This is a genomic window from Campylobacter showae CSUNSWCD, assembly GCF_000313615.1.
Lineage (GTDB): Bacteria > Campylobacterota > Campylobacteria > Campylobacterales > Campylobacteraceae > Campylobacter_A > Campylobacter_A showae_A.
Map to the genome: position 1 here is coordinate 381,274 of NZ_AMZQ01000001.1, position 20,551 is coordinate 401,824.

The window sequence follows — 20,551 nt, forward strand, 5'->3', positions numbered from 1 at the left end:
ATACAAATAAAATTAAAATAATTTTTGACGTAAAGCGCAAGAATACTTTTTAAGTTATAAATTTAAGTAAACGGCGGAACAAATATCATCAACCGTTAAAATTTGATATTTGTAAATTTGGCAAATTTGAAGTTAATTTTAAGCTTTTCCCCTAAAAAACGAAATAGTCGTTATCAATTAAAATTTATATTGATACGAAAAATTTACGTATCATTTACGTTGATTATTTAAGATTTCGGTAAATTTATTTTAAAAAGGGAGAAAAAATGGATACTTCGAGGCGAAATTTCTTAAAAGCATCTACCGCCACGGGCTTGCTTGCGATGACGTATGCGCCCGGTACTTTAGGCGCAGTCGGCGCCAAAGCGCTAGAAGGCGGCGATAAGACCGTTTATAGTTTTTGCGAGATGTGCTCTTCTCGCTGTCCTATCGAGGCCAAGGTCGTGGACGGCAAAAACGTCTTCATCCAAGGCAACGGCAAAGTAAGCGGCACGGCGACTTCCGTGTGTGCAAGGGGTGGCAGCGGGCACAATCAGCTCTACGATCCGCAGCGCATCGTAAAACCGCTCATCAGAGTAGGCGAGCGCGGCGAAAATAAATGGCGCGAGGCGGGCTGGGACGAGGCGCTTGACCTAGTCGCTAAAAAAATGCTAGAAATCAAGGAAAAGTACGGTCCCGAGAGCTTTGTATTTACGGCAAAATCAAGCCAAACGCACAAGCTAATGACGACATTTGCCAGCGCGTATGGTTCACCAAACTGCTTCTCGCACTTCTCCTGTTGCCCTATCACCTATCAGATGGTTTGCGAGCATATGTACGGCGATGCGAAGCTAAAAAGAGACTTCGGCAACGCAAAATACGTCGTAAATTTCGGGCACAATCTCTTTGAAGGCATCGTCATCGCCGACGCTAAAAAGCTAGCTAAAATGGCCGCGAAAGAAGATACCAAGCTGCTGGTTTTAGATCCGCGCTTTAGCGTCGTGGCCTCAAAAGCCGACGAGTGGCTACCGGTAAAACCAGGTACCGATCTGGCCTTCGTTTTGGCGCTCATTCATACTTGGATAAAAAACGGCACTTACGATAAAGAATTTATAGAGAAATTTACGATCGGATTTGATAAAGTCGTAGAGGCGACTAAAGATACCACTCCGCAGTGGCAAGAAAAAATCACGGGCATCCCCGCTAAAACCGTCGAGCGCATCGCGGGCGAAATCTGGAAAGCCGCACCTAAAGTCATCATCGACTTCGGTCACAACACCACTACGACTAGAGCCGAATACATCCGCACCAGAGCCATAATGACGGCAAACGCGATGATGGGCAACTGGGAGAAAAAAGGCGGAATCTTCGGCGGTAAAAAGGCTAAATTTTATAACAAACTAATCGGCGAAGAGCTAATCCCTGAGATTACGAACCCGGACGCCGCGATAAAAGTACCTAAAGTACCTAGAATAGACGGCGCTGGCGAGGACGGACGAAACAAATTCGTCAGCAGAAGCCACGGCGTCTTGATGGAGATCCCGCAAGCCATACTAAGCGAGAAGCCTTATCCCGTAAAAGGCTGGTTTAGCATAAGGTTTAATCACCCGATCAACGTCGCGGGCACGGAAACTACGATAGAGAGCCTAAAAAAGCTTGATTTTATCGTGTGCTCGGATATCTATATGATCGATTTTGCGATATGGGCGGACGTGATACTGCCCGAGAGTACTTACCTTGAGCGCGACGAAGGCATCGAGGATAAGTCGAGTCAAAAACCTGCCTATATGATAAGAAACAAAGTCGTAGATCCTATCGGCGACACCAAAAACGGCTACGATATCTTTAGAGAGCTAGCTCGCAGGATGAAGATAGACGAGCAGTACTCGGCAAACACGATGGACGAGTGGAGAATCAAACAAGTAAAAGGCAACGCCGAGCTGTTGGCGGAGCTAGTTAAAAAAGGCTACGTCACGTGGAAGGTGCCGGGGATTTTGTTTAGAGAAAAAGATAGCGTAAAAGAATTTACGAAAAAATTCCCTTACGCGCAGCAGTTCGTGGGCGACGACGGGCTGATGGAGTCGCAGGTCAAATTTAAAACCGATAGCGGCAAGATCGAGCTCTTTAGCGAAAAGGTCGAAAAGCAGTTTCCGGGATACGGCTGCTTAAACGCCGAGGGCATGGACGTATTTTTCGGCGAGGAGCTTTGCCTAATGAGCGGCAAAACGCCGATACACACCAACGGCCACACGCAAAACGTCGAATTTTTAAACGACTTGATGAGTAGCGCGCCCGTTTGGATACATCCCAATACCGCGAAAAAATACGGACTAAAAGACGGTGATAAGATAATTCTTCAAAGCAAAACCGCGAAGGAAAAGGCAAACGTGATGCTTACCGAGGGCATCAGAGAAGACACGCTTTTCGTCTATCACGGCTTTGGGCACGTGAGCGCGGGACTAAAACGCACGAACGGCGTAGGAACGAATCAAAGCAAGCTGCTAGATCCTACCGTGATCGGTCCCGTCGCCTCCACGATGGTGCGAAACGTCGGCGTCAAGATAATAAAAGCGTAAAGGAAAAAAGATGAAAAAAGCGTATAGAATGATACATGACGAAAACCTCTGCATAGGCTGCCAAGCGTGCTCGGTGGCTTGCAGGAGCGAAAACGAAGTGCCTAGAGGCGTTTTTAGACTTCAAGTCCATTCGCAGATAAAGGGCAAATTTCCAAATTTAAAAACCGACTTTAGCAGACACAGTTGCGTGATGTGCGAGGACGCTCCGTGCGTGACCGTTTGCCCTACGGGAGCTAGCTTTCAGACGGCGGAGGGCATAGTGCTGCTAGATCACTCTACTTGCGTATCTTGCAAATACTGCATCCTAGCCTGTCCTTACGACGCTCGCTACGTCGAACCAAAAACCGGCGAGATAGGCAAATGTACGTTTTGCTTTGAAACTAGAGTAAGCATTGGCGAGCAGCCTGCGTGCGTGACCGTTTGTCCGACCGATGCTTTGGCATTCGGCGATATAAACGATCCAAACAGCGAAGTTAGTAAAATTTTAAATACCAAATCTCACTACTATCCTAAAGCCGAGCTTAAAACCAAACCCAAGCTTGCTATGATAGCTAACCGCAAAGGAGGAAGCCATGAATAATATGTGGGGAAGCGTAGCGCAATATAATGAAATTTACTGGCCGTGGCCGATAGCGGTTTATCTATTTTTGGCGGGCTTGTCCGCAGGCGCGATGATGGTTGCATTGCTGATTAAGTGGAACTACCACAAAAAACAAGACGGCAGCATCTGGGACGCGATGGTAAAGGCAGGCGCTCTAGTAGCTCCTATAACGATTACCGTGGGCCTTGCGCTTTTGGTGCTTGACCTTGGCAAACCGCTTAGCTTTTACTGGATTTTGATTAAGTATAACTTTGGTTCGGTTATGTCTATCGGCGTTGCATTATTGCTGCTTTATACGCCGCTGGCTTACCTTTTTGCGGTGATTATTTTCGAAGAAGAGATAGAAAAGTATAAAATTCTAGCGATTTTACGTCCTATTTCTAGGCTGATTCGTTCTTTTGCGCCGCTTTCAAAGATAGTCGAGATGGCGCTTTTCGGCCTTGCGATCGGCGTGGGTATATATACGGGCTTTTTGCTTAGTGCGATTACGAAGCTTCCGCTTTGGAACACGCCGATTCTGCCGATCTTGTTCCTAACCTCAGGCTTTAGCTCAGGCGTAGCGACGAACATCTTGGTTGGCCTTTTGTGCTTCAAACACCTTCTTAACGAAGACAATGTGAAGTACCTTTTGGTTATGGACTTGCGCGCCGTACTTTTTGAGATACCGCTTATCGCGATACTATTTTTGGGACTATATTTCGAGGGCGGAGCTAGCGCGGTTGCCGCAAAACAAGCTCTAAGCACTGGACAATACGCGTTAATCTTTTGGATAGGCGTTGTTGGCATCGGACTTTTAACGCCTATCACCATAGCGCTAACGGCTCTTAAAAATCACGCTTATAGAGTGGGCTACATCATAGCAAACTCTCTTGTAGTTATCTGCGGCGTCGTGATGCTAAGATACTATATAGTTTATGCCGGTCAAGTTTTCACGGGTGCGTGAAATTTAGGTTAAATTTGACCATATTAGGCTCGGCCAACTCGCCGAGCCTTTTTAAATTCAGACGATCCAAAATCATTTTTAGCTATCATCTACCTTAAAATATTGCGATAAAATTCGGAGAATTTATGAAAATTTTACTGCTTGAAGACGACTTCGTATATCGTGAGAGCGTTAGCGAATACCTAGAAAGTCTTGGCTACGAGGTGGATGAGGCTGCCGATGGCAAGGTCGCCTGCGATAAGATAGCGGCGGGCTTTTATCACTTGCTGATCCTTGACATCAAGGTCCCGCATATCAGCGGACACGAGGTGATAAAATACGCCAAAGATATCGGCTGTGAAACGCCCATAATGATAATGACCTCGCTAGTGGATATAGACGATATGGCGGTCGGATACGAGCTGGGCTGTAACGAGTATCTAAAAAAGCCCTTTGAGCTAGCCGAGCTAAAATTTAGAGTAAACGAGCTAATGCGAAAATATCACGGCAGAGACGATAAAAACTTGATCGCTATCGACGAAAACTTTAGCCTCGATACCGCTAAAAAGCGGCTCAAATTTAAAGGCGAAGCGGTTGAGCTAAGTACGAGAGAATTTGCGATCATCGAGTGCTTGCTATTTCATAAAAACAGCTTCGTAGGCATCGAGCGACTACGCGCCGAGGTGTGGAACGACAAGGAAATCGACCCAGCCGATGTGCGCATGCACATACTAAAAATCCGTCAAAAAACGACTCCGGAGTTTATAAAATCAGCGCGCGGACTAGGCTATAAGATAGATGTTTCAAAATCTTAAAATCCCTATTTTAGCCACGTTTATTATCATGGCTTTGTTTATATTTCAAAGCTATGAGATTATAAATTTAAGCTCCAAAGACGAATACTCAAAAAATATGTTCGAGCTACTCGAGTACGAGGGTAAAATCCGCAAAGCGCTCGATAAAAACGAGACTTTGCCTATCTCGCTCACATATAGATACGGCGTTTTTGATCTCAAAGAAAAGCAAGTCGTCTCAAATTTAGACGCGCGCCCGAGCAATTTAAAATTTATCACCCGCCAAGAAAACGGCCATCTTTTTTACAAGACCTATTTTAGCGCGGACGGCGAGTTTTATTATCTCGTGCTAGCCAAAAAGCAAAACGCGGCTAGGATTTTATTCGTCACGGCTCTAACTCTAGCATTTGCGCTCGTGGTCGTATTTTTCGCGCTTTATCTGTCGTTTGTTAGCGGGATAAAGCCGTATAAAGACGCTAAAAAATATATGAATAACTTTTTTAACGACGCGATGCACGAGCTAAAAACGCCGCTGGGCATCATCGGCATAAACCTTGAGATGCTGGGCCTTGATAACAAATACGTCACCCGCATGCGCTCGGCCCTAAAGCAGATGCAAGTTACCTACGAGGACACCGAGTACTACATCAAGCGCGGATACATTTTATTTCCGCCCGAGATTTTAAATTTGAGCGAATTTAGCCTCGAGCGAGCGCGGTATATGCGAGGTATCGCGATGGCGAAAAATATCAAAATTTACGACTTCGTCGAGCCTGATTTGCAAATTTTTATGAGCAAGATAGAGGCGGGCAGACTGATCGATAACAACCTAAGCAACGCCGTAAAATACAGCCGCGAAGGAGGAATAATAAATTTACGCCTTTTTGAAAAAAGCGGCAAAATCGTGCTCGTAGTCGAGGACGAGGGCGAAGGCATAAAAGACACGAGTAAAATTTGGAAACGCTACGTTAGAGACGAGGGCGTGCAGGGCGGCTTTGGACTAGGGCTAAATATCGTGCAAAGTATCTGCGTGAAAAACGGCGTAGAGTACGGCGTTAAAAGCGAACTGGGCAAAGGCAGCGTCTTTACCTACAAATTTTCGCCATACTCAAAAAGCCTGCTTGACTAGTCAAACCAAACGCCGAGTTTTGCTAAATTTCGCTCTTTTGAGTCGGAGTTAAAATAAATCACGAAATACCCCACTCGCTCGCCCTTTGCGTCGTTCATAGGCTGGACGGTAAAGGCATGCGAATCCGTCTGATAAAATCCGCCGCTTTTAAATTTTATATCCTTTAGCATCGGCAAGACGTTTAAATTTGCATAGCTCTTATTTACGAAATGAAAGCCTTCGATGATACCCTCGTCGCTGCTGTTTTGATACGGCGAGTGGGCGCTAGCGTCGAGTAGTACGAAAAGGCCTAGCCCTTGCTGTGCGAAAAAGTCACTCAAATGCTTAAAATCAAGCAGCACTTCGATACTGCCCAGCATCTTTTTATCCTCAAATATCGGCGCGACGGATCTGATAAAAACACCCGCGCGACCGACCTCGATGCCTGCGGCTACGCCGTTTTTAGCCTCGGCTAGTAGGTGGCGAAAGTTCGTTAGATCGTCGTTATATAGCGGTATCCAGCTCCTAGCAAAGCTCCTCATCTCAGGTGTATGGATGTGAAATTTGGCATTTTCGTAAATCGGCACCTTGCTTAGCGTTTTGGTAAATTTGCCAAGCGTCTCTAAGCACATCTGACGATTATTTTGGCTCATACATTTTTTCACGTGCTCGTTTTGCGCTAGCAGCGTCGCAACGGTCATCGCGGAGAGTTTTTCCTCTTCTATGTTTTTATTTAAAATTTGCGTTTGAAAGTCGAGAAATTTTTTGATATTTTCCGTCTGCGTCTGCTCGTCCCAGCGCGCCTTATAGACCGCTAAAACACCTGCTACTACAAGAAACGCGAGCGTTAGAAGTATTTTTTTATTCACGCTCTTTGCCTAGCTCGAGCGCTAAAATTTGAGAAAATTCGGCAAAATCGGGCAAATTTAGCTCGCCTTCGCGTTGCTTTTTGCCCCACATAGACTCGGGGAAAAAGCTATCACTCTCAAATCTCGCCATCACGTGAAAATGCACGCGCGGCACGTAGTTTGCAAAGCTTGCGATGTTTATTTTCGTGGGATTATAAAATTTTCTCATTACTTTTTCGGTTGTTAAAACCGCTTCAAATACCCTTTTTTGCGTTGCTTCGTCGCAGTCGGTGAGCTCCCTAAACGGCGTTTTGGTAAAAATTTTTACCCACGGTACCTCGCTCGTTTCACGCTCGACGAAAATCAGCTCGTCTTCAAAAATCATTTTAAGCTCCTTTTTGATAGCGATTTTAGCCAAATTTGAATTTTAATCTTTTTAAATTTATACTTCAGGCATTTTGGCTTCGGCGTTTTACGGCGGTCAATTTATAAAATTTGAAAGGAAATTTGAGCTTATGAGACGTTTGATTTCGCTCATATTTTTTGCGGCGCTGTCTTTTGGCGGCGAGCTGGCCGATCTTAGCAACGAGTGCAAGAAGGGAAACGACGAGATTTGCAAAAGACTCTCGCTCGCGATTAAAAACTTAGAGCTTGCCTGCGATGAAGGCGGCGAGAAAAACGCGATGTATTGCGCGGGGCTGGGATATTTTTACGAGTTTGATAAGGTGTTTACAAAAGCCGTACGATACTACGACAAAGCTTGCGGGCTGGGCGCGGACAAAGCCTGTGTGTATCTGGGGCTACTTTACCAAAGCGGGCAGGGCACGGTGCAAGATCACAAAAAGGCAAACGAGCTTTTTGCTAAAGCTTGCGAAAAAGGCGTAGGCGAGGGGTGCGCGAGCCTGGCGTACAGCTACGTCAAGGGGCTTGGCGTCTATCCCGACGGCAAAAAAACGAACGAACTGTTTGCCAAAGCCTGCGAGCTAGGCGAGGAAACGGCGTGCTATAATCTCGCTCTAAGCTACGCGCTAGGCGACGGCGTAGAAAAGGACGCCGCAAGGGCGGCGCAGATATTTGCGGCCTCGTGCGAGCGCGGACACGTGGACTCTTGCGCCGATCTTGGGGTTTGCTATTTTAAGGGCGAGGGTGTAGAAAAAGACTACGAAAGAGCCGTTGTGCTCTTTACTAACGCTTGTTCGGGCGCGAGTGCGCTAGCCTGCTCAAATTTGGGCTTTGCCTACGAAAAAGGCATGGGCGCAGAAAAGAATAAAAACGCGGCCAAAGAACTTTACGATCGGGGTTGTAAGCTCGGAGAATTTAGCGCGTGCCAGTATCTAAAAAATTTGCGTTGAGATGAGTGGGGAAATAAGCCCTGCTACTGTAAATTTAAAAAACAGCTATTGTGGCGGGTTAGAGCCATACGTGCTAGGATCTTGCTAAATGTTGCCTTGAGCGGACAGAAACGGGCTGAGTAGTCCGTCGCAACCAATATCAAAAGCAAAATTTAGCGCCAAAAATAAAAGGGTGCGGGCGCGCAAATCCAAAATAAATTTGACGCCCGTAGCTAAATTTACCGCTTAAAGTCGTGGATTTGTATATTCGCGCTATATTTTTTGCAAAGCTCGTTTACTTTGTCTTTCAGCTTTTCCTCGTCATAGCAGATGAGATCGATGTATGCGCGCCTTTGCCCCGTTGCACCGCCGATTATCTCTAGAAACGAGCTGCAGCCCTCTAGCTCCTCGTCCTCGATCTTGTTTCGCAGATCAAAGCCCGCCTGCACGTCGCCGCCGTTATCGATGCTAAGAAAGCAAAATTTGATGCCAAGCTCGAAAGCTTCATTGTAGATGTCGCGCTCGCCGTTTAGGTACTGATTTACGATGGCCGTTAGGCAGGTGGTGCCTACGATCACGTCCTCGCGCACCTCGCTTCCGCGCGGCTCCATCTCATAGCTGAAAAAATTCTTTAGCGGTTCGCACGCGGCTTTTTCGCCGAATTTCTCATCGATCAGATCGGCAAATTCGCTTAGCGGCACGCCGTTTTCTTCGGGCTCGGCTAGCACCTCAAGCTCGCCTAGCGTATTTATGATCGCCGTTTCGCCGATCATATTGTCAAGCAGGATAAAGCTAAGGTTATAAGCCTTACCCTCGTCCTGCGCGAGCAGAGCCGCTAGGTTTTCGTTGTAAATTTTGATATCCACGTCGGTTTCGTTAAACTGTGCGTAGATCATCGACTCCTCGGCGTTTACGCGCGTATCGTACATCTCGATCCCGCCGATACCTCGCGGCGCACGCGGCTTTCCGAGCGTGCAGAGCATTCTGCCCTCGAGCTGCCTAGGCATAGCGTTTTTGATGAAGCTTAGCCAAAATAGGCGGTGTCTCATGCCTTCGGGAGTTAGCACCAAATCGAGCTTATCACCCGCGAGCCCCGTCATAAAGTATGGCTCTGCAAGGCAGATACGAAGCTTCTCATCGGTCTTTTGCATCGCCTTTTCAAACTCTTTTGCCGCTAGATCAGCCTTGATCTCATCTATCACGCCGCTAAATTCCGCCCAAAATTTATCCACCCTGTCGGCAAAAGTGCTTGGAATTTGCGCTTTTTCAGCCTTTTTACCAAAACCAAATAACCCCATATTTTCTCCTTAAATCAAAATTTACTCGCATTATAGCTGATTAATTTGCCTCACGTGCACTGAAAGCAACCACCCAAAACCTCGCATTTATCGCAAATTTGCACGTATATGACCCCCTCGCCCTGTATCATCTCGCCAAATGGGATCTGTGCTAGATGCTTCATCGTCCTGCCGCAACTAGGGCAGGTTAGATACTCGGCGTCCTGTACCCACTGCGGATAGCCGCCCACGGTCGTATCAAGCTCGCTAAAGCAGCTGTAAAACGGGGAAACTTCGCCGCCTAGCTTAAATTTCATACCGCACAGCCGCGCAAAATCCTCCTGCGAAAAGTAGCTTTCGTCAAATCCTTCGCCATCATGGCTTAGCTCTATCTCGCCGTCTGGGCCGCGTTTGCAAAAATATCTGACCGAGCCGACGCAGGTCGGGCAGCAGCGAAAGATCGCGTCGTGCTTTAAATTTAAAAACGCAAGCTGCGGCTCAGTGGCCTTTAGGCGCAGCATATCAAGCATCTCACAGCCGCAAAACTCGCACTTTTGGCCTGTAGACTCGCCGATTTGCACGGGCTCATCCGCGTTTTGGTTTGGGTTTAAATTTGTGTCTTGGCTCGCGCGCTTGCCATCTTTTACGCGCACTGCGGTGAGGCATTTGTCAAAAACGAGAGATTTTCGCTCGCCCGTCTCATCAAACGCCCATCCGCCGATTTTTGCGTAAAACTCGGTGCCCACATGGAGCTTTTTACGCCACGGCCTCGGGTTTTTATACAGCTCGTAAAAAAGCTCCGCCGTCTGCTCGTCGCCCTGCCACGCAAGCGCGCAAAGTAGGTGATTTAGCACATTTTTGGAGTTATCCTCTAGCGAGTTTAGCTTTGCTACGAGTGCGTCTTTTACGTCGTCCGGCGCGCTGAAGTAGAGCTCTGGCGGATAATAGATTTCCTTTGCCGCCGCGGCTCTAGCGATCCTTGGATCGTGGATGCCCAGCAGGCTAAAAATCGCCCAAAAATCATTGCAAATCTCATCCCATTTTTCGATCTCGTCTATGCGGTCCGCTATTTTTAGGATCATCGCTTCTACTTCGTCCGCGCTTAGGTTTAAAATTTCATCCCGCCTCTGCCTTTGGCTGCACGAGTGGCAGATGCCGTCGAAGTAGATCGTGTTTTCGCCGCATTTTGGGCATAGATGAGCGCTCATAATTGCTCCTTTGGTTTTAAAGTTCGTCAAATTTTATCAAATTTTGCAGCATTTGGCGAGCGAGCACGGTTTTAAATTTGACGCCGTTTGATGGCGCAAATTTATCTATATCCGTAAAATTTTAGTCCGCTTTCGTCTATTTCGTAGTCAAATTTACCCGCCTTCGTAACGGCCTCTAGTACCGCTTCAAGCGGATTTGGGATAAAATTTGAGGCAAGCTTTTCGGTTCTGTTCATACGCGTTTGCTCGTAAAATTTAGGCACGAAAACCCAGTGCAAGTCTTTAAACAAAATAGCTCCGTTGGCGCAGTCAAAATACCCGTCCTGTAAGCACCCAAAACCGCAGATGAGCGTGATTTCCTCGCCGCTTGATAGCAGTTTTATGTGTAAGCCCTTGCAGTCAGAGTTCTCTAAAATTTCGCAAAGCTTAAGCCATTTTGCGTCGTTCATCAGCGACGTGAGGCGGAGTGCTTTTTTATCTAGCCTCTTTTGATAAATTTCGTATTTTTCGTTTAAATTTTGCATGATGCTCCTGGGCGCCGATAAATTTGCATTTAAATTTAGAATAAAATTTGAGAGAAATTTAGGCGGGCAACCTCTCGCCTAAATTTGCAGATCAGGATTAAAAGCGAAATTTAGCGTCGTCGCCCGTCAAATTTCGCCTACTAAATTTACTCTACCGTCACGCTTTTAGCGAGGTTTCGCGGCATATCCACGTCGTTGCCTAGCCTCACGGCGATCTCTAACGCAAAAAGCTGCAAGATAATCATCATCTCGAAAAACTCGCTCATCGGGTGAGCTTGCTTGCTCGTTTTGATAAAATCATCGCTAAGCTCGAACTCCTCGGGGCTAATCGCAAGTATATATGCATCGCGGGCGGCGAGCTCCTCTACGTTGCTCTTGGTTTTGTCGTAGAGTATGGTTTTTGGCATTAGCGCGATCGTAAAGAGCCTCTCATCGGCAAGCGCGATAGGGCCGTGCTTCATCTCGCCCGCAGGATAGCCCTCGGCGTGCAGATAGGAGATCTCTTTGAGCTTTAGTGCGCCTTCGAGTGCTAGCGGGTAGAATATATCTCGCCCGATAAAAAAGAAGCCGTGGCCGTGCAAATAGTGCTTGGCTAGGCGGCGGATGCGCTCTTGCGGCTCTTTGCTGATGTTTAAAATTTGCGGAACGTGCAGGAGTGCTGCGATCTCGCTTTTTAGTTCGTCTTTGCTTATTGATGCCTTAGCCTGCGCGATTTGCAGCGCTAGCATCCACAGCGTCACGACCTGCGTGGCGAAGGCTTTGGTGCTGGCTACGCCCTTTTCGATGCCGGCGCGAGTTAGCAGCGTGTCGTCCGCTAGGCGCACGATCGAGGAGTTATCGACGTTGCAGATAGCTAGCGTCTTTAGCCCCGCTTGCTTGGCGATTTTTAGTGCCTCTAGGGTGTCGGCCGTCTCGCCGCTTTGCGAGATGACGATAAAAAGAGCGTTTTTGTTTAGTTTTGGGCGCCTGTAGCGAAATTCGCTCGCGATCTCGACCTTGGCTCTAGCGTCTGCTAGCCTCTCAAAAAGATAGCTAGACGTAAGAGCTGCGTGATAGCTCGTGCCGCATGCGCAGATCACGATATCATCGATATTTCGTAGATACTCGTCGGTTAAATTTTCAAGACCTACCGCATCCTCTTTGACGCGTCCCATCAGAGTTTCTGAGACGACCGCGCTTTGTTCGTAAATTTCTTTTTCCATAAAAAAGCGGTAGCCTTCTTTTTGCGCGTAGCTTTTATCCGCAGGCAGCGCGGCAAAGCTAGGGCTTATTTTTTTTGCGTCTTTAAAAACCGCGATCTCGTCTAGACTTACAAATCCGTAGCTTTTGTCGTCAAGGTAGCATACCTCTTTGGCTAGGCCGATCAGCGGGGCGTCTGATGAGGCGAAAAATACCTCTTTGCCCTCGCTTTTGCCGATAGCTAGCGGCGCGGCGTCCTTGGCGAAGAAAATTTTGCCAGGAGCCGTTTTGGTGATAAGCAGCGTCGCGTAAGCACCGTGTAGGCGCGCTACCGTAGCCTCGTATGCTTTAAACGGCTCGCCGATAGTTTTTAAATTTTCCTCAAAAAGATGCACGATAACCTCGGTGTCGGTTTGGCTAAGGAAGCTAACGCCCTTTGCTTCAAGCTCCTCTTTTAGCTCTTTGTAGTTTTCGATGATGCCGTTATGAACGACGAAAGAGTGCTCGCCTAGGTGCGGGTGAGCGTTGATCTCGGTAGGTTTGCCGTGCGTAGCCCAGCGAGTGTGTCCGATCGCGACGCCCTCGCCGCTAGAGCTAAAGCCCTCTGATTTTTTGGCTAAATTTTCAAGCTTGCCGATGGCTTTAAAAAAGGCGATTTCTTGCGTGCATTTGTCGCAACCGCCCTCTAGACTCATCACCGCCATGCCTGCGCTATCGTAGCCGCGGTACTCAAGCTCTTTTAATCCGTTTAAAATAAACTCCCTTTTTTCTCTATTGCCGACGTAACCGACGATTCCGCACATGTTTACTCGCTTTCTAATAATTTTAAAATTTCGCCCAAATCCACGCCCTCGCGCTTTTCGATAAGCAGCAAATTTCGCGTCCTATTTTTTACGGTTTGGATTCTGGCGTTGGCTATTTTTACATCAAATTCCTTAAAAACTCCCAATACGTAAGCCATCAGTCCGCGCTGATCTTTCGCGTTTATGCCCAGCTTTGCGTACTCTTGCGAGTGGTTTGGGTCAAAATTTAGCTCGCCTTTTAGTATTGTCGGGCGATTTATCTGCGCTGAGGCACCACTTTTTAGCGAGATTTCGATGAGGTTTTTTAAAGTTTCTAGCTCGCTTGATTTTACGTTTTTGTTAAACTCTAGTTTGACGTAAAATTTACCGTCAAATAGCTCGAAAATCTCCATAAAACCAAGATCCAGATGCGCCAGAGCCGAGAGCAAAACGGCTAAATTTGGATAGTTTTGCGCGTAAATTTCGATGCTTAGGCTTTGGTGATTTTGTACTTGCACGCTTAGTTTATCGGCGTTTTGTGCGGCCCAGGCGATGCCGATGATATCTGCTGGTTGGTATTTGGCAAAGAGCAAATTTGACCTGATAGCGAAAATTTTTTCTCTCAAATTTTCGTTTAAAGCCGCAAATTTAGCGTTTCTCCTGATACTAAGCTCCTTTTTTACGCGCCTTGAAGCTTCATCAAGCAGATTTTCATCCTCGAAGCTTTGCAAACAAATGCCGTAAAGCTCGCGCAAAAGTCGCGCCAGATAGGGCGTATAGAGCTTTTCGTCGGTTGCATTTATCACGCAATAAGCGACGATGTAGGAGAGCTTTAGGGTTTGCGGGTCGCCTAGTTTTGAGATAAAGCTAAAAATCGTGCGCTGATCGTAGATGTCCTCGCGGTTTGCCACGTCGTTCATCAGCGTGTGGTAGCGCACGAGCGTAACGCCGATATTTACGGCCTTTGCGCTCAAATTTAGCTTTGCGGCGTAGGCGCGGAAAATATTTGAGCCCACGACCGAGTGATCGCCGCCTAGCCCCTTGCCCGCGTCATGTAGCAGCAAAGCTAGCTTTAGCAGTGTTCGTCCCTCGATACAAAGCTCGTCGTAGAGTGATTTTACGAATTTATCTTTGATATTTTCGGCAAATTTGACGCTTAGCACGCAGTGCTCGCCGACGCTAAATTTATGGTAGCCGTCAAATTCGGCTAAATTTACGGCGTGTTCGAGCGGCTTAACCAAAACGGGCAAAATCTCCGCATCCAAAAGCGCTTTGATAATGCAATGAGCGTGGTTTCGCATCAAAATTTTTCTAAAAAGCACCAGCGAATCCTCGGCGTCTTCTTTGCTGATTTGCGCGCGTTTTAGGTAAAAGATCGTCCCAACGTCAAATTTATACTCCGCATCGCCAAGAGCCAAAAGCTGCTTTAGTACGGCGTTTAGCGGCCTAGCGCGGACGTGGAGTGGGACATAAATGGTATTTTCAAATCTATAAAATCCGTTTTTTAGTCGTGCGGCTCGTAGTTCGCTAAATTTAGCCCCGCTTGTAAATTTGCTCCTGTAAAAGCTAGAAACCAGATAGCGCGAAAAAACGGCGACTGAATGCATGCAGGAAAAGAGCTTTTGCGAGATGACGCTGCTGTTTTCTTGCGTTTTTTTAGACTTGGTTTGCATGAGCGCTGTGATCTCGTTTAGCTTTGCGGGGGCGAAAACGTCCGAGCCTAGAGTCAAATTTTGCGCCGATTTTACGCAGAGGATAAAATCAGTCGCCAAATTTAGTGCACTAAGCTCCTTTTCGTCGATAAATTTTAGAGCCTGCGAGCGCATGCTAATCTCGTTTTCAAAGCCGTTTAGAGCGCAGTTTAAGTAGTATATGTCGTTCGTACCGCCCAGGTCGTTTTTAAGATCGGGTTCTTGCTTTATGTTTGGGATCTCGTTAAAGGCGCCTAGATTTTTGGCATAAAATTTGAGATTTTCTTGCGCGTTAAACTCGCGAGTTTTATAAATCTGTGAGCGTGCGGCCTTATAGAGCGTACGCGAGCCGCAGATGTAGCGGATACGGCTAAACGCAGCCTTTGCTTTGTGGTCGTTTTTGTGCGCTTCGTAAATTTCGTCCAGCTCGCAAATTTTAATATTTAGCTTTAAATTTGAGCCCTCCAGCGCGGCGACTAGCTTTTTTAGGATAAATTTGACGTTAAAGCCCGCGTTTTCTTTAAAGACGATTAAAATTTCTAAAACCGAGCTAGTAGAGATGAGATTGTCGGCGTATTTTTCGGTAGCGATGACGCAAAACGGGATAAAATCGACGTCCGGGTTAAAATCCGCAAAAATCTCGTCCAAAACCCGCGTGCACAGAGCTTTTATCAGCTCGTCGCTTTGCTTTGCGATGAAATTTGCAAAACCCTTGCCCTGAAGCTTTTTTAGCTGCGAGGCCAAATTTGCGCCGCCCAAAACGCCGCTTAAATTTCCTTTTAAAGCCACTTTTTTACCGCCGTCTTTTTGTGTAAATTTTTATCCGATGATACTAAAATTTTGCAAAAACAAAGCTTTTTTAACATATAATCGCCGTTTAATATCTATTTTCGGAATAAAATTTGACAAATTTAATAGAAAAGCTCCAAAGCGGCGAACGTCTGGACGCGGACGAATGCGCCGGCTTATACGACCTAGACCTTTTTACGCTGGGTAAATTCGCAAATGCCAAACGGCGAAAACTGCACGGCAAAAAGGTATTTTTTAACGTAAATCGGCATATAAATCCGACCAACATTTGCGCGGACGTGTGTAAATTTTGCGCATTTTCGGCAAACCGCAAAAATCCAAACCCATATACGATGAGTCACGAGGAAATACTAAAAATCGTCGAAAAAAGCGTCGCCGGCGGCGCAAAAGAGATACATATCGTCTCGGCGCACAACCCTGAGACGTCGTGGCAGTGGTATTTGGAAATTTTTAAAAAAATCAAGGAAAAATACCCGCAAATCCACGTCAAGGCTCTAACTGCGGCGGAGGTAGATTTCCTCTCGCGAAAACACGGCCTTAGCTACGAAGAAGTCGTGGAAAAGATGCTCGAATACGGCGTGGACTCAATGCCTGGCGGCGGAGCGGAGATCTTTGACGAAGAGGTTAGGCGTAAAATTTGCAAAGGCAAGGTGAGCTCGGAAAACTGGCTCAAAATCCACCGCCTTTGGCACGAAAAAGGCAAGCAAAGCAACGCTACGATGCTGTTTGGCCACGTAGAAAGCAGGCAAAACCGCATCGATCATATGCTGCGGATTCGCGATTTGCAGGATAAGACGGGCGGATTTAACGCCTTTATCCCGCTGGTTTATCAGCGCGACAACAACTATCTAAAAGTGGAAAACTATCCCGGCTCGGCCGAAATTTTAAAGACCTTTGCTATCTCGCGTCTGGTGCTCGATAATGTCGCGCACATCAAGGCATACTGGGCGACCTCGACTATAAATTTGGCTATGGTTGCACAGGAATTTGGCGCTGACGATCTAGACGGCACGATAGAAAAAGAGAGCATCCAAAGCGCGGCCGGAGCGAAATCGGCAAGCGGTATGAGTCTTAGAAATTTTACCGATCTCATTCAGACGTCGGGATTTGTACCGGTCGAGCGAGATAGCTTGTATAACGAGCTAAAAATTTACGATAACTAAGGAGGCGGAATTGGATTTTTTTAAACTCAAGCAAAATGGCACTAGCGTAAAGACCGAGTTTAGCGCGGGACTCACGACCTTTTTAACGATGATGTACATCGTGCCCGTAAACGCGATAATCATGAGCAAAACGGGCATGCCGATGGATGCGCTCATTACGGCTACGGCGCTTATAACAGTAATCGCTACCGTGCTAAACGGCCTGTGGGCGAACACGCCTGTAGCCATGAGCGTGGGAATGGGATTAAACGCGTATTTTACCTTTGGCCTCGTGCTTGGTATGCAGATACCATGGCAGACGGCTCTGGGCGTGGTTTTCATCTCGGGTATAATTTTCGTCGTGCTATCTTTTACGAATTTTAGAATCTGGGTCTTAAAGTCCATCCCCGATGATGTCAGACGCTCGATAAGCGCGGGCATTGGCGCCTTTATCGCCTTTGTCGGACTTCAGCAAATGGGCGTAGTCGTAAATAACGACGCGGTGCTGGTCGGACTTGGAAATTTAAAAGATCCAAACGTTATTTTGGGCTTTGTGGGACTATTTTTCGTTATACTTTTTTGGGCATGGAAGGTCAAAGGCGCCTTTATCATCGCGGTTTTAACTACATCGGTGATCGCTTGGATTTTCGGTATCGCGCCGTATCCGAAAGAATTTATCTCGCTACCGGCTTCGATATCGCCTATATTTTTAGAGCTTGACATCATGGGCGCGTTATCTTTTGCGTTGCTTCCGGTGATCGTTACATTTTTTGTGACCGACCTTTTCGATTCTATCGGCACGCTAGCTGGCGTGGGAAACAGAGCGGGGATCTTTGACGAGAGCAATCAAAAAGGCGTCGAAAAACTAGAAAAAACTCTCGAAGCCGACGCGGTAGCCACGATGGTTGGTTCGCTAGTAGGCGTTAGTACGACGACGTCATTTGCCGAGAGCGCTAGCGGCGTAGAAGAGGGCGGCAAGACTGGGCTAACGGCTGTATTTTGTGGGCTATTTTTCGTGCTTACGATTTTTATGTTGCCGCTTTTTAAAGCGATACCTTCAAACGCGATATATCCTATACTCGTGATGGTCGGCGTGCTGATGTTTAGTGAGCTTGGAAATATAAATTTTAAAGATCCGGCTATCGCTATTTCGACGTTTTTGATAGTTATTTTGATGCCGCTTACGTACTCGATCACGACTGGACTTTCGTTTGGATTTATGGCGTATTTGCTGGTTCGTATCATGAGGCGCGAGTGGGAATACGTAAATATAGGCGTCATCGTGCTTGCGCTCATTAGTTTTATAGTATTTTTAGTGCATTAAGGAGAAAGTATGCTGAAGTATCCGTTTGAGGAATTTCATAAAGACGTAAAAATAATGGCGCGGGATATCAAAGCAAATTTCGAGCCAGAGGTGATTTTGGCAATCGCTCGCGGCGGGCTTACTTTGGGGCATTTTTTAGCGAGCTTGCTAAATAATCGCAATCTTTTTACGCTAAACTCAATCCACTACGAAGAGACGCAAAAGCTCGATACCATCGATATCTTTAATGTCCCGGATTTGTCTAAATTTAATAAAATTTTGATAGTGGACGACATGATCGACACAGGGGAGAGTATGGTAGCTATCAAGCAAGAGCTTTTAAAGCGCTTTCCGCATATCGAGCTAAAGATCGCGACTATCTTTTATAAACGAAAAGCTCTTTTGTTGCCTGATTTTACGGTAAGAGAGGCGCACGAGTGGATAGAGTTTTTCTGGGAAGAGCAAATTTAAGCCCTAAATTTAGCCATGTTGCGTTCGGAAACGTTTTTACTTTTTATCATTTGCCTTATAGATTTTTGCTTTTTGTCGTATGCGATTAGCACGCTTAGCATTAGCTACTACGAGGCAGATGCGTTTTATAACTCGCCTAAAATTTCAGCCGTTTTGGCTAGAGCTTCGGTTGGGATTTTTGGGCAAAACGACTATGCCTTGCGCCTTCCTTTTGTTATTTGCCACATTTTTAGCGTCGCGCTGCTTTATAAGGTATCAAAGCAAATTTTAAAACGCAAATTTGACCGAGTAGTAAGCGCGGTCGTGTTTATACTGCTTCCTGCGACGATGGCGTCGGCAATCTTGGTAAATGACGCCGGCATCATAATCGCGCTTTCGCTTTTAAGTATTTATCTCTATCAACTACGCAAAATGCTCGCTTTTTACGCGCTTTTGTGCGTATTGCCTTTTATTAGCGGCGCGTTTTTAGTTTATTTTTCGGCCATTTTTATATTTGCCGTCTATAGGCGCGACGCTAAGATGGCGTGGGTTGCGGCGCTGCTTTTTGCGCTTTGCTTTTACTTTTACGGATTTGACTCGGGCGGCAAACCAAGAGGCCATCTGCTTGATACCGTGAGTATTTTCGCCGCCGCGTTTTCGCCTTTTGTTTTCGTCTATTTTGTCTATGCGATGTATAGAATTTGGATAAAAGAGGCTAAAAATTTACTCTGGTTCGTCTGTATAACGGCATTTTTATTTTGCTTGTTTTTGTCGATCAGGCAACGTCTGGAGCTCGAAAACTACCTGCCTTTTTGCGTTATTTCGGTGCCGATTTTGGTTCGGGTATTTTTTAGCTCGTACCGTGTAAGACTGCCGATGTTTAGACGCGGGTATAAAATTTTAGCTTCTTTTGCGGCGGCTTCTTTGCTTGTGGGATTTTTGTTTGTACTTTTTAACGAAACGCTTTACGGCGTACTAAAAGATCCGACCAAACATTTTGTTTATAGATATCACGTAGCAAAAGAACTTGCAAAAGAATTAAAAAATAAAGGTATAGAGAACATTGTTGTTGAAGATAATAAATTGGCCTTAAGACTTAAATTTTACGGCATAGATACGCAGCCGGACGCAAATTTGCGATTAGCAATTTTGGACCAAAAAGATAATTATGGTAATATAGCGGTCTATAAATTCGGCGTAAAAATCGCAAATTTTAAAATTATAAAAGATGATTAGGGGATAAATTTAATGAAAAAAGCTTTTACTATGCTAGAGCTTGTCGTTGTGATCGTGGTAATAGGAATAATAGCTGCCGCTGCGCTACCGAGAATAAACGATGATCATATCGCCGAGGCTGCCGATCAAGTGATGTCGCATATCCGCTATACTCAGCACCTAGCGATGCAGGATAGTAAATTTGACCCTACTGATGCTAGGTGGTTTAGAAAGAGGTGGAGTATAACTTTTACTAGGGCTTCATTTTGCGAGGGTGCAAACGAATGGAGGTATAGTGTATATCATGACGATGGAGATGCGACAGATAATTTAAATTCGGCAAACGAAGTTGCAAGAGACCCATTGGATCCGAATAAATTTATGAGTTCAGGATGGGCCGGCATTTCGAAAGCCAATTGCGCAAACGCTAGCAGTAAATATAATTTGGCAAGAAAATTTGGTATAACCAATGTAGAGCTACGTGGGGTATGCAGGGATGGTAATTTGCAAACTATCTCTTTTGACGAGTTTGGAAGACCCATGAGAAGCGTAAGTACTCCTGGTGGCGGTGGTGCAGCTAGAGGTTATGATAGATTGGTTTACAATGGACAAAACTGTCAAATAGTTTTGAGTACGGCCAAAAGACAAGCCACTATAACTATAGCGCCTGAAACCGGTTTTTTGCAGGTTACTTTTGCTGACCGTTCTTAATTGTAAAATTTTTTCACAATTATCTTTTTCCTTCAGCTTCTTTTAAGCATCTTCCTTGTATAATTCCAGCTCACGAATTGAGAAACCACCTTTAACTTTC

18 protein-coding genes are annotated in these 20,551 nt (G+C 46.1%); 11 read left to right on the forward strand and 7 right to left on the reverse strand.

Annotation, left to right across the window (positions count from 1 at the left end; all coding sequences use genetic code 11):
- Nucleotides 1-266: 266 nt before the first annotated feature.
- The 5 genes from phsA (at nt 267) to CSUNSWCD_RS01965 (ending at nt 6,001) form a co-directional block, all read left to right on the forward strand.
- Nucleotides 267-2,555 (forward strand): thiosulfate reductase PhsA, encoded by a 2,289-nt coding sequence (gene phsA, locus CSUNSWCD_RS01945; protein ID WP_009493170.1) that lies wholly within the window; start codon nt 267-269, stop codon nt 2,553-2,555.
- A 10-nt stretch (nt 2,556-2,565) separates the two neighbouring features.
- Nucleotides 2,566-3,135 carry a 4Fe-4S dicluster domain-containing protein gene (locus tag CSUNSWCD_RS01950; RefSeq protein WP_009493172.1) on the forward strand — a complete coding sequence of 190 codons (570 nt, stop codon included), beginning with the start codon at nt 2,566-2,568 and terminating at the stop codon, nt 3,133-3,135.
- Complete coding sequence (nrfD, locus tag CSUNSWCD_RS01955) at nt 3,128-4,099, forward strand: NrfD/PsrC family molybdoenzyme membrane anchor subunit (protein WP_009493173.1); 972 nt, start codon at nt 3,128-3,130, stop codon at nt 4,097-4,099. Before CSUNSWCD_RS01950 ends, nrfD begins: the two co-directional genes overlap by 8 nt.
- Before the next feature lie 125 nt (nt 4,100-4,224).
- Complete coding sequence (locus CSUNSWCD_RS01960) at nt 4,225-4,893, forward strand: response regulator transcription factor (protein ID WP_009493176.1); 669 nt, start codon at nt 4,225-4,227, stop codon at nt 4,891-4,893.
- Entirely contained in the window at nt 4,877-6,001 is a 1,125-nt protein-coding gene (locus CSUNSWCD_RS01965) for a sensor histidine kinase (RefSeq protein ID WP_009493179.1), read from the forward strand. The genes CSUNSWCD_RS01960 and CSUNSWCD_RS01965 overlap by 17 nt, the downstream gene beginning before the upstream one ends.
- Here CSUNSWCD_RS01965 and CSUNSWCD_RS01970 read toward each other — a convergent pair.
- Together CSUNSWCD_RS01970 and CSUNSWCD_RS01975 are read right to left on the reverse strand one after the other, a co-directional pair.
- Nucleotides 5,998-6,849 (reverse strand): cache domain-containing protein, encoded by an 852-nt coding sequence (locus CSUNSWCD_RS01970; protein WP_009493181.1) that lies wholly within the window; start codon nt 6,847-6,849, stop codon nt 5,998-6,000. The genes CSUNSWCD_RS01965 and CSUNSWCD_RS01970 overlap by 4 nt on opposite strands.
- Complete coding sequence (locus tag CSUNSWCD_RS01975) at nt 6,842-7,213, reverse strand: HIT family protein (RefSeq protein WP_034964079.1); 372 nt, start codon at nt 7,211-7,213, stop codon at nt 6,842-6,844. The genes CSUNSWCD_RS01970 and CSUNSWCD_RS01975 overlap by 8 nt, the downstream gene beginning before the upstream one ends.
- A gap of 130 nt (nt 7,214-7,343) precedes the next feature.
- Between CSUNSWCD_RS01975 and CSUNSWCD_RS01980 the strand changes: the two genes are divergently transcribed.
- Nucleotides 7,344-8,180, forward strand: a complete 837-nt coding sequence (locus tag CSUNSWCD_RS01980) for a tetratricopeptide repeat protein (protein WP_244263901.1) — start codon at nt 7,344-7,346, stop codon at nt 8,178-8,180.
- 218 nt (nt 8,181-8,398) lie between these two features.
- On the opposite strand, the gene CSUNSWCD_RS01985 is transcribed toward CSUNSWCD_RS01980, so the two are convergent.
- The 5 genes from CSUNSWCD_RS01985 to CSUNSWCD_RS02005 form a co-directional block, all read right to left on the reverse strand.
- The gene (locus tag CSUNSWCD_RS01985) at nt 8,399-9,457 is read right to left on the reverse strand and encodes a hypothetical protein (protein ID WP_009493187.1); all 1,059 of its coding nucleotides are present in this window, start codon (nt 9,455-9,457) and stop codon (nt 8,399-8,401) included.
- A 50-nt stretch (nt 9,458-9,507) separates the two neighbouring features.
- Nucleotides 9,508-10,644, reverse strand: coding sequence for a hypothetical protein (locus CSUNSWCD_RS01990; protein WP_009493190.1), 1,137 nt, complete (start codon nt 10,642-10,644; stop codon nt 9,508-9,510).
- Nucleotides 10,645-10,745: 101 nt separating this feature from the next.
- Complete coding sequence (locus CSUNSWCD_RS11650) at nt 10,746-11,168, reverse strand: hypothetical protein (protein ID WP_009493193.1); 423 nt, start codon at nt 11,166-11,168, stop codon at nt 10,746-10,748.
- Nucleotides 11,169-11,314: 146 nt separating this feature from the next.
- Complete coding sequence (glmS, locus tag CSUNSWCD_RS02000) at nt 11,315-13,150, reverse strand: glutamine--fructose-6-phosphate transaminase (isomerizing) (protein ID WP_009493195.1); 1,836 nt, start codon at nt 13,148-13,150, stop codon at nt 11,315-11,317.
- Nucleotides 13,151-13,152: 2 nt separating this feature from the next.
- Nucleotides 13,153-15,609, reverse strand: coding sequence for an HD domain-containing protein (locus CSUNSWCD_RS02005; protein WP_009493197.1), 2,457 nt, complete (start codon nt 15,607-15,609; stop codon nt 13,153-13,155).
- Between the two features lie 113 nt (nt 15,610-15,722).
- Here CSUNSWCD_RS02005 and mqnE point away from each other — a divergent pair, with 113 nt between their 5' ends.
- The 5 genes from mqnE to CSUNSWCD_RS02030 are packed head-to-tail and all read left to right on the forward strand — an operon-like array spanning nt 15,723 to nt 20,451.
- On the forward strand, nt 15,723-16,793 hold the full coding sequence (gene mqnE, locus CSUNSWCD_RS02010) for an aminofutalosine synthase MqnE (protein WP_009493199.1): 1,071 nt from the start codon (nt 15,723-15,725) through the stop codon (nt 16,791-16,793).
- A 10-nt stretch (nt 16,794-16,803) separates the two neighbouring features.
- Nucleotides 16,804-18,096, forward strand: coding sequence for an NCS2 family permease (locus CSUNSWCD_RS02015; RefSeq protein WP_009493200.1), 1,293 nt, complete (start codon nt 16,804-16,806; stop codon nt 18,094-18,096).
- A 9-nt stretch (nt 18,097-18,105) separates the two neighbouring features.
- Complete coding sequence (locus CSUNSWCD_RS02020) at nt 18,106-18,546, forward strand: phosphoribosyltransferase (RefSeq protein WP_009493204.1); 441 nt, start codon at nt 18,106-18,108, stop codon at nt 18,544-18,546.
- A gap of 15 nt (nt 18,547-18,561) precedes the next feature.
- Nucleotides 18,562-19,761: a membrane protein gene (locus tag CSUNSWCD_RS02025; RefSeq protein ID WP_034964083.1), complete on the forward strand. Its 1,200-nt coding sequence runs from the start codon at nt 18,562-18,564 to the stop codon at nt 19,759-19,761.
- A gap of 12 nt (nt 19,762-19,773) precedes the next feature.
- Nucleotides 19,774-20,451 carry a prepilin-type N-terminal cleavage/methylation domain-containing protein gene (locus CSUNSWCD_RS02030; protein WP_009493209.1) on the forward strand — a complete coding sequence of 226 codons (678 nt, stop codon included), beginning with the start codon at nt 19,774-19,776 and terminating at the stop codon, nt 20,449-20,451.
- Nucleotides 20,452-20,551 lie beyond the last annotated feature (100 nt).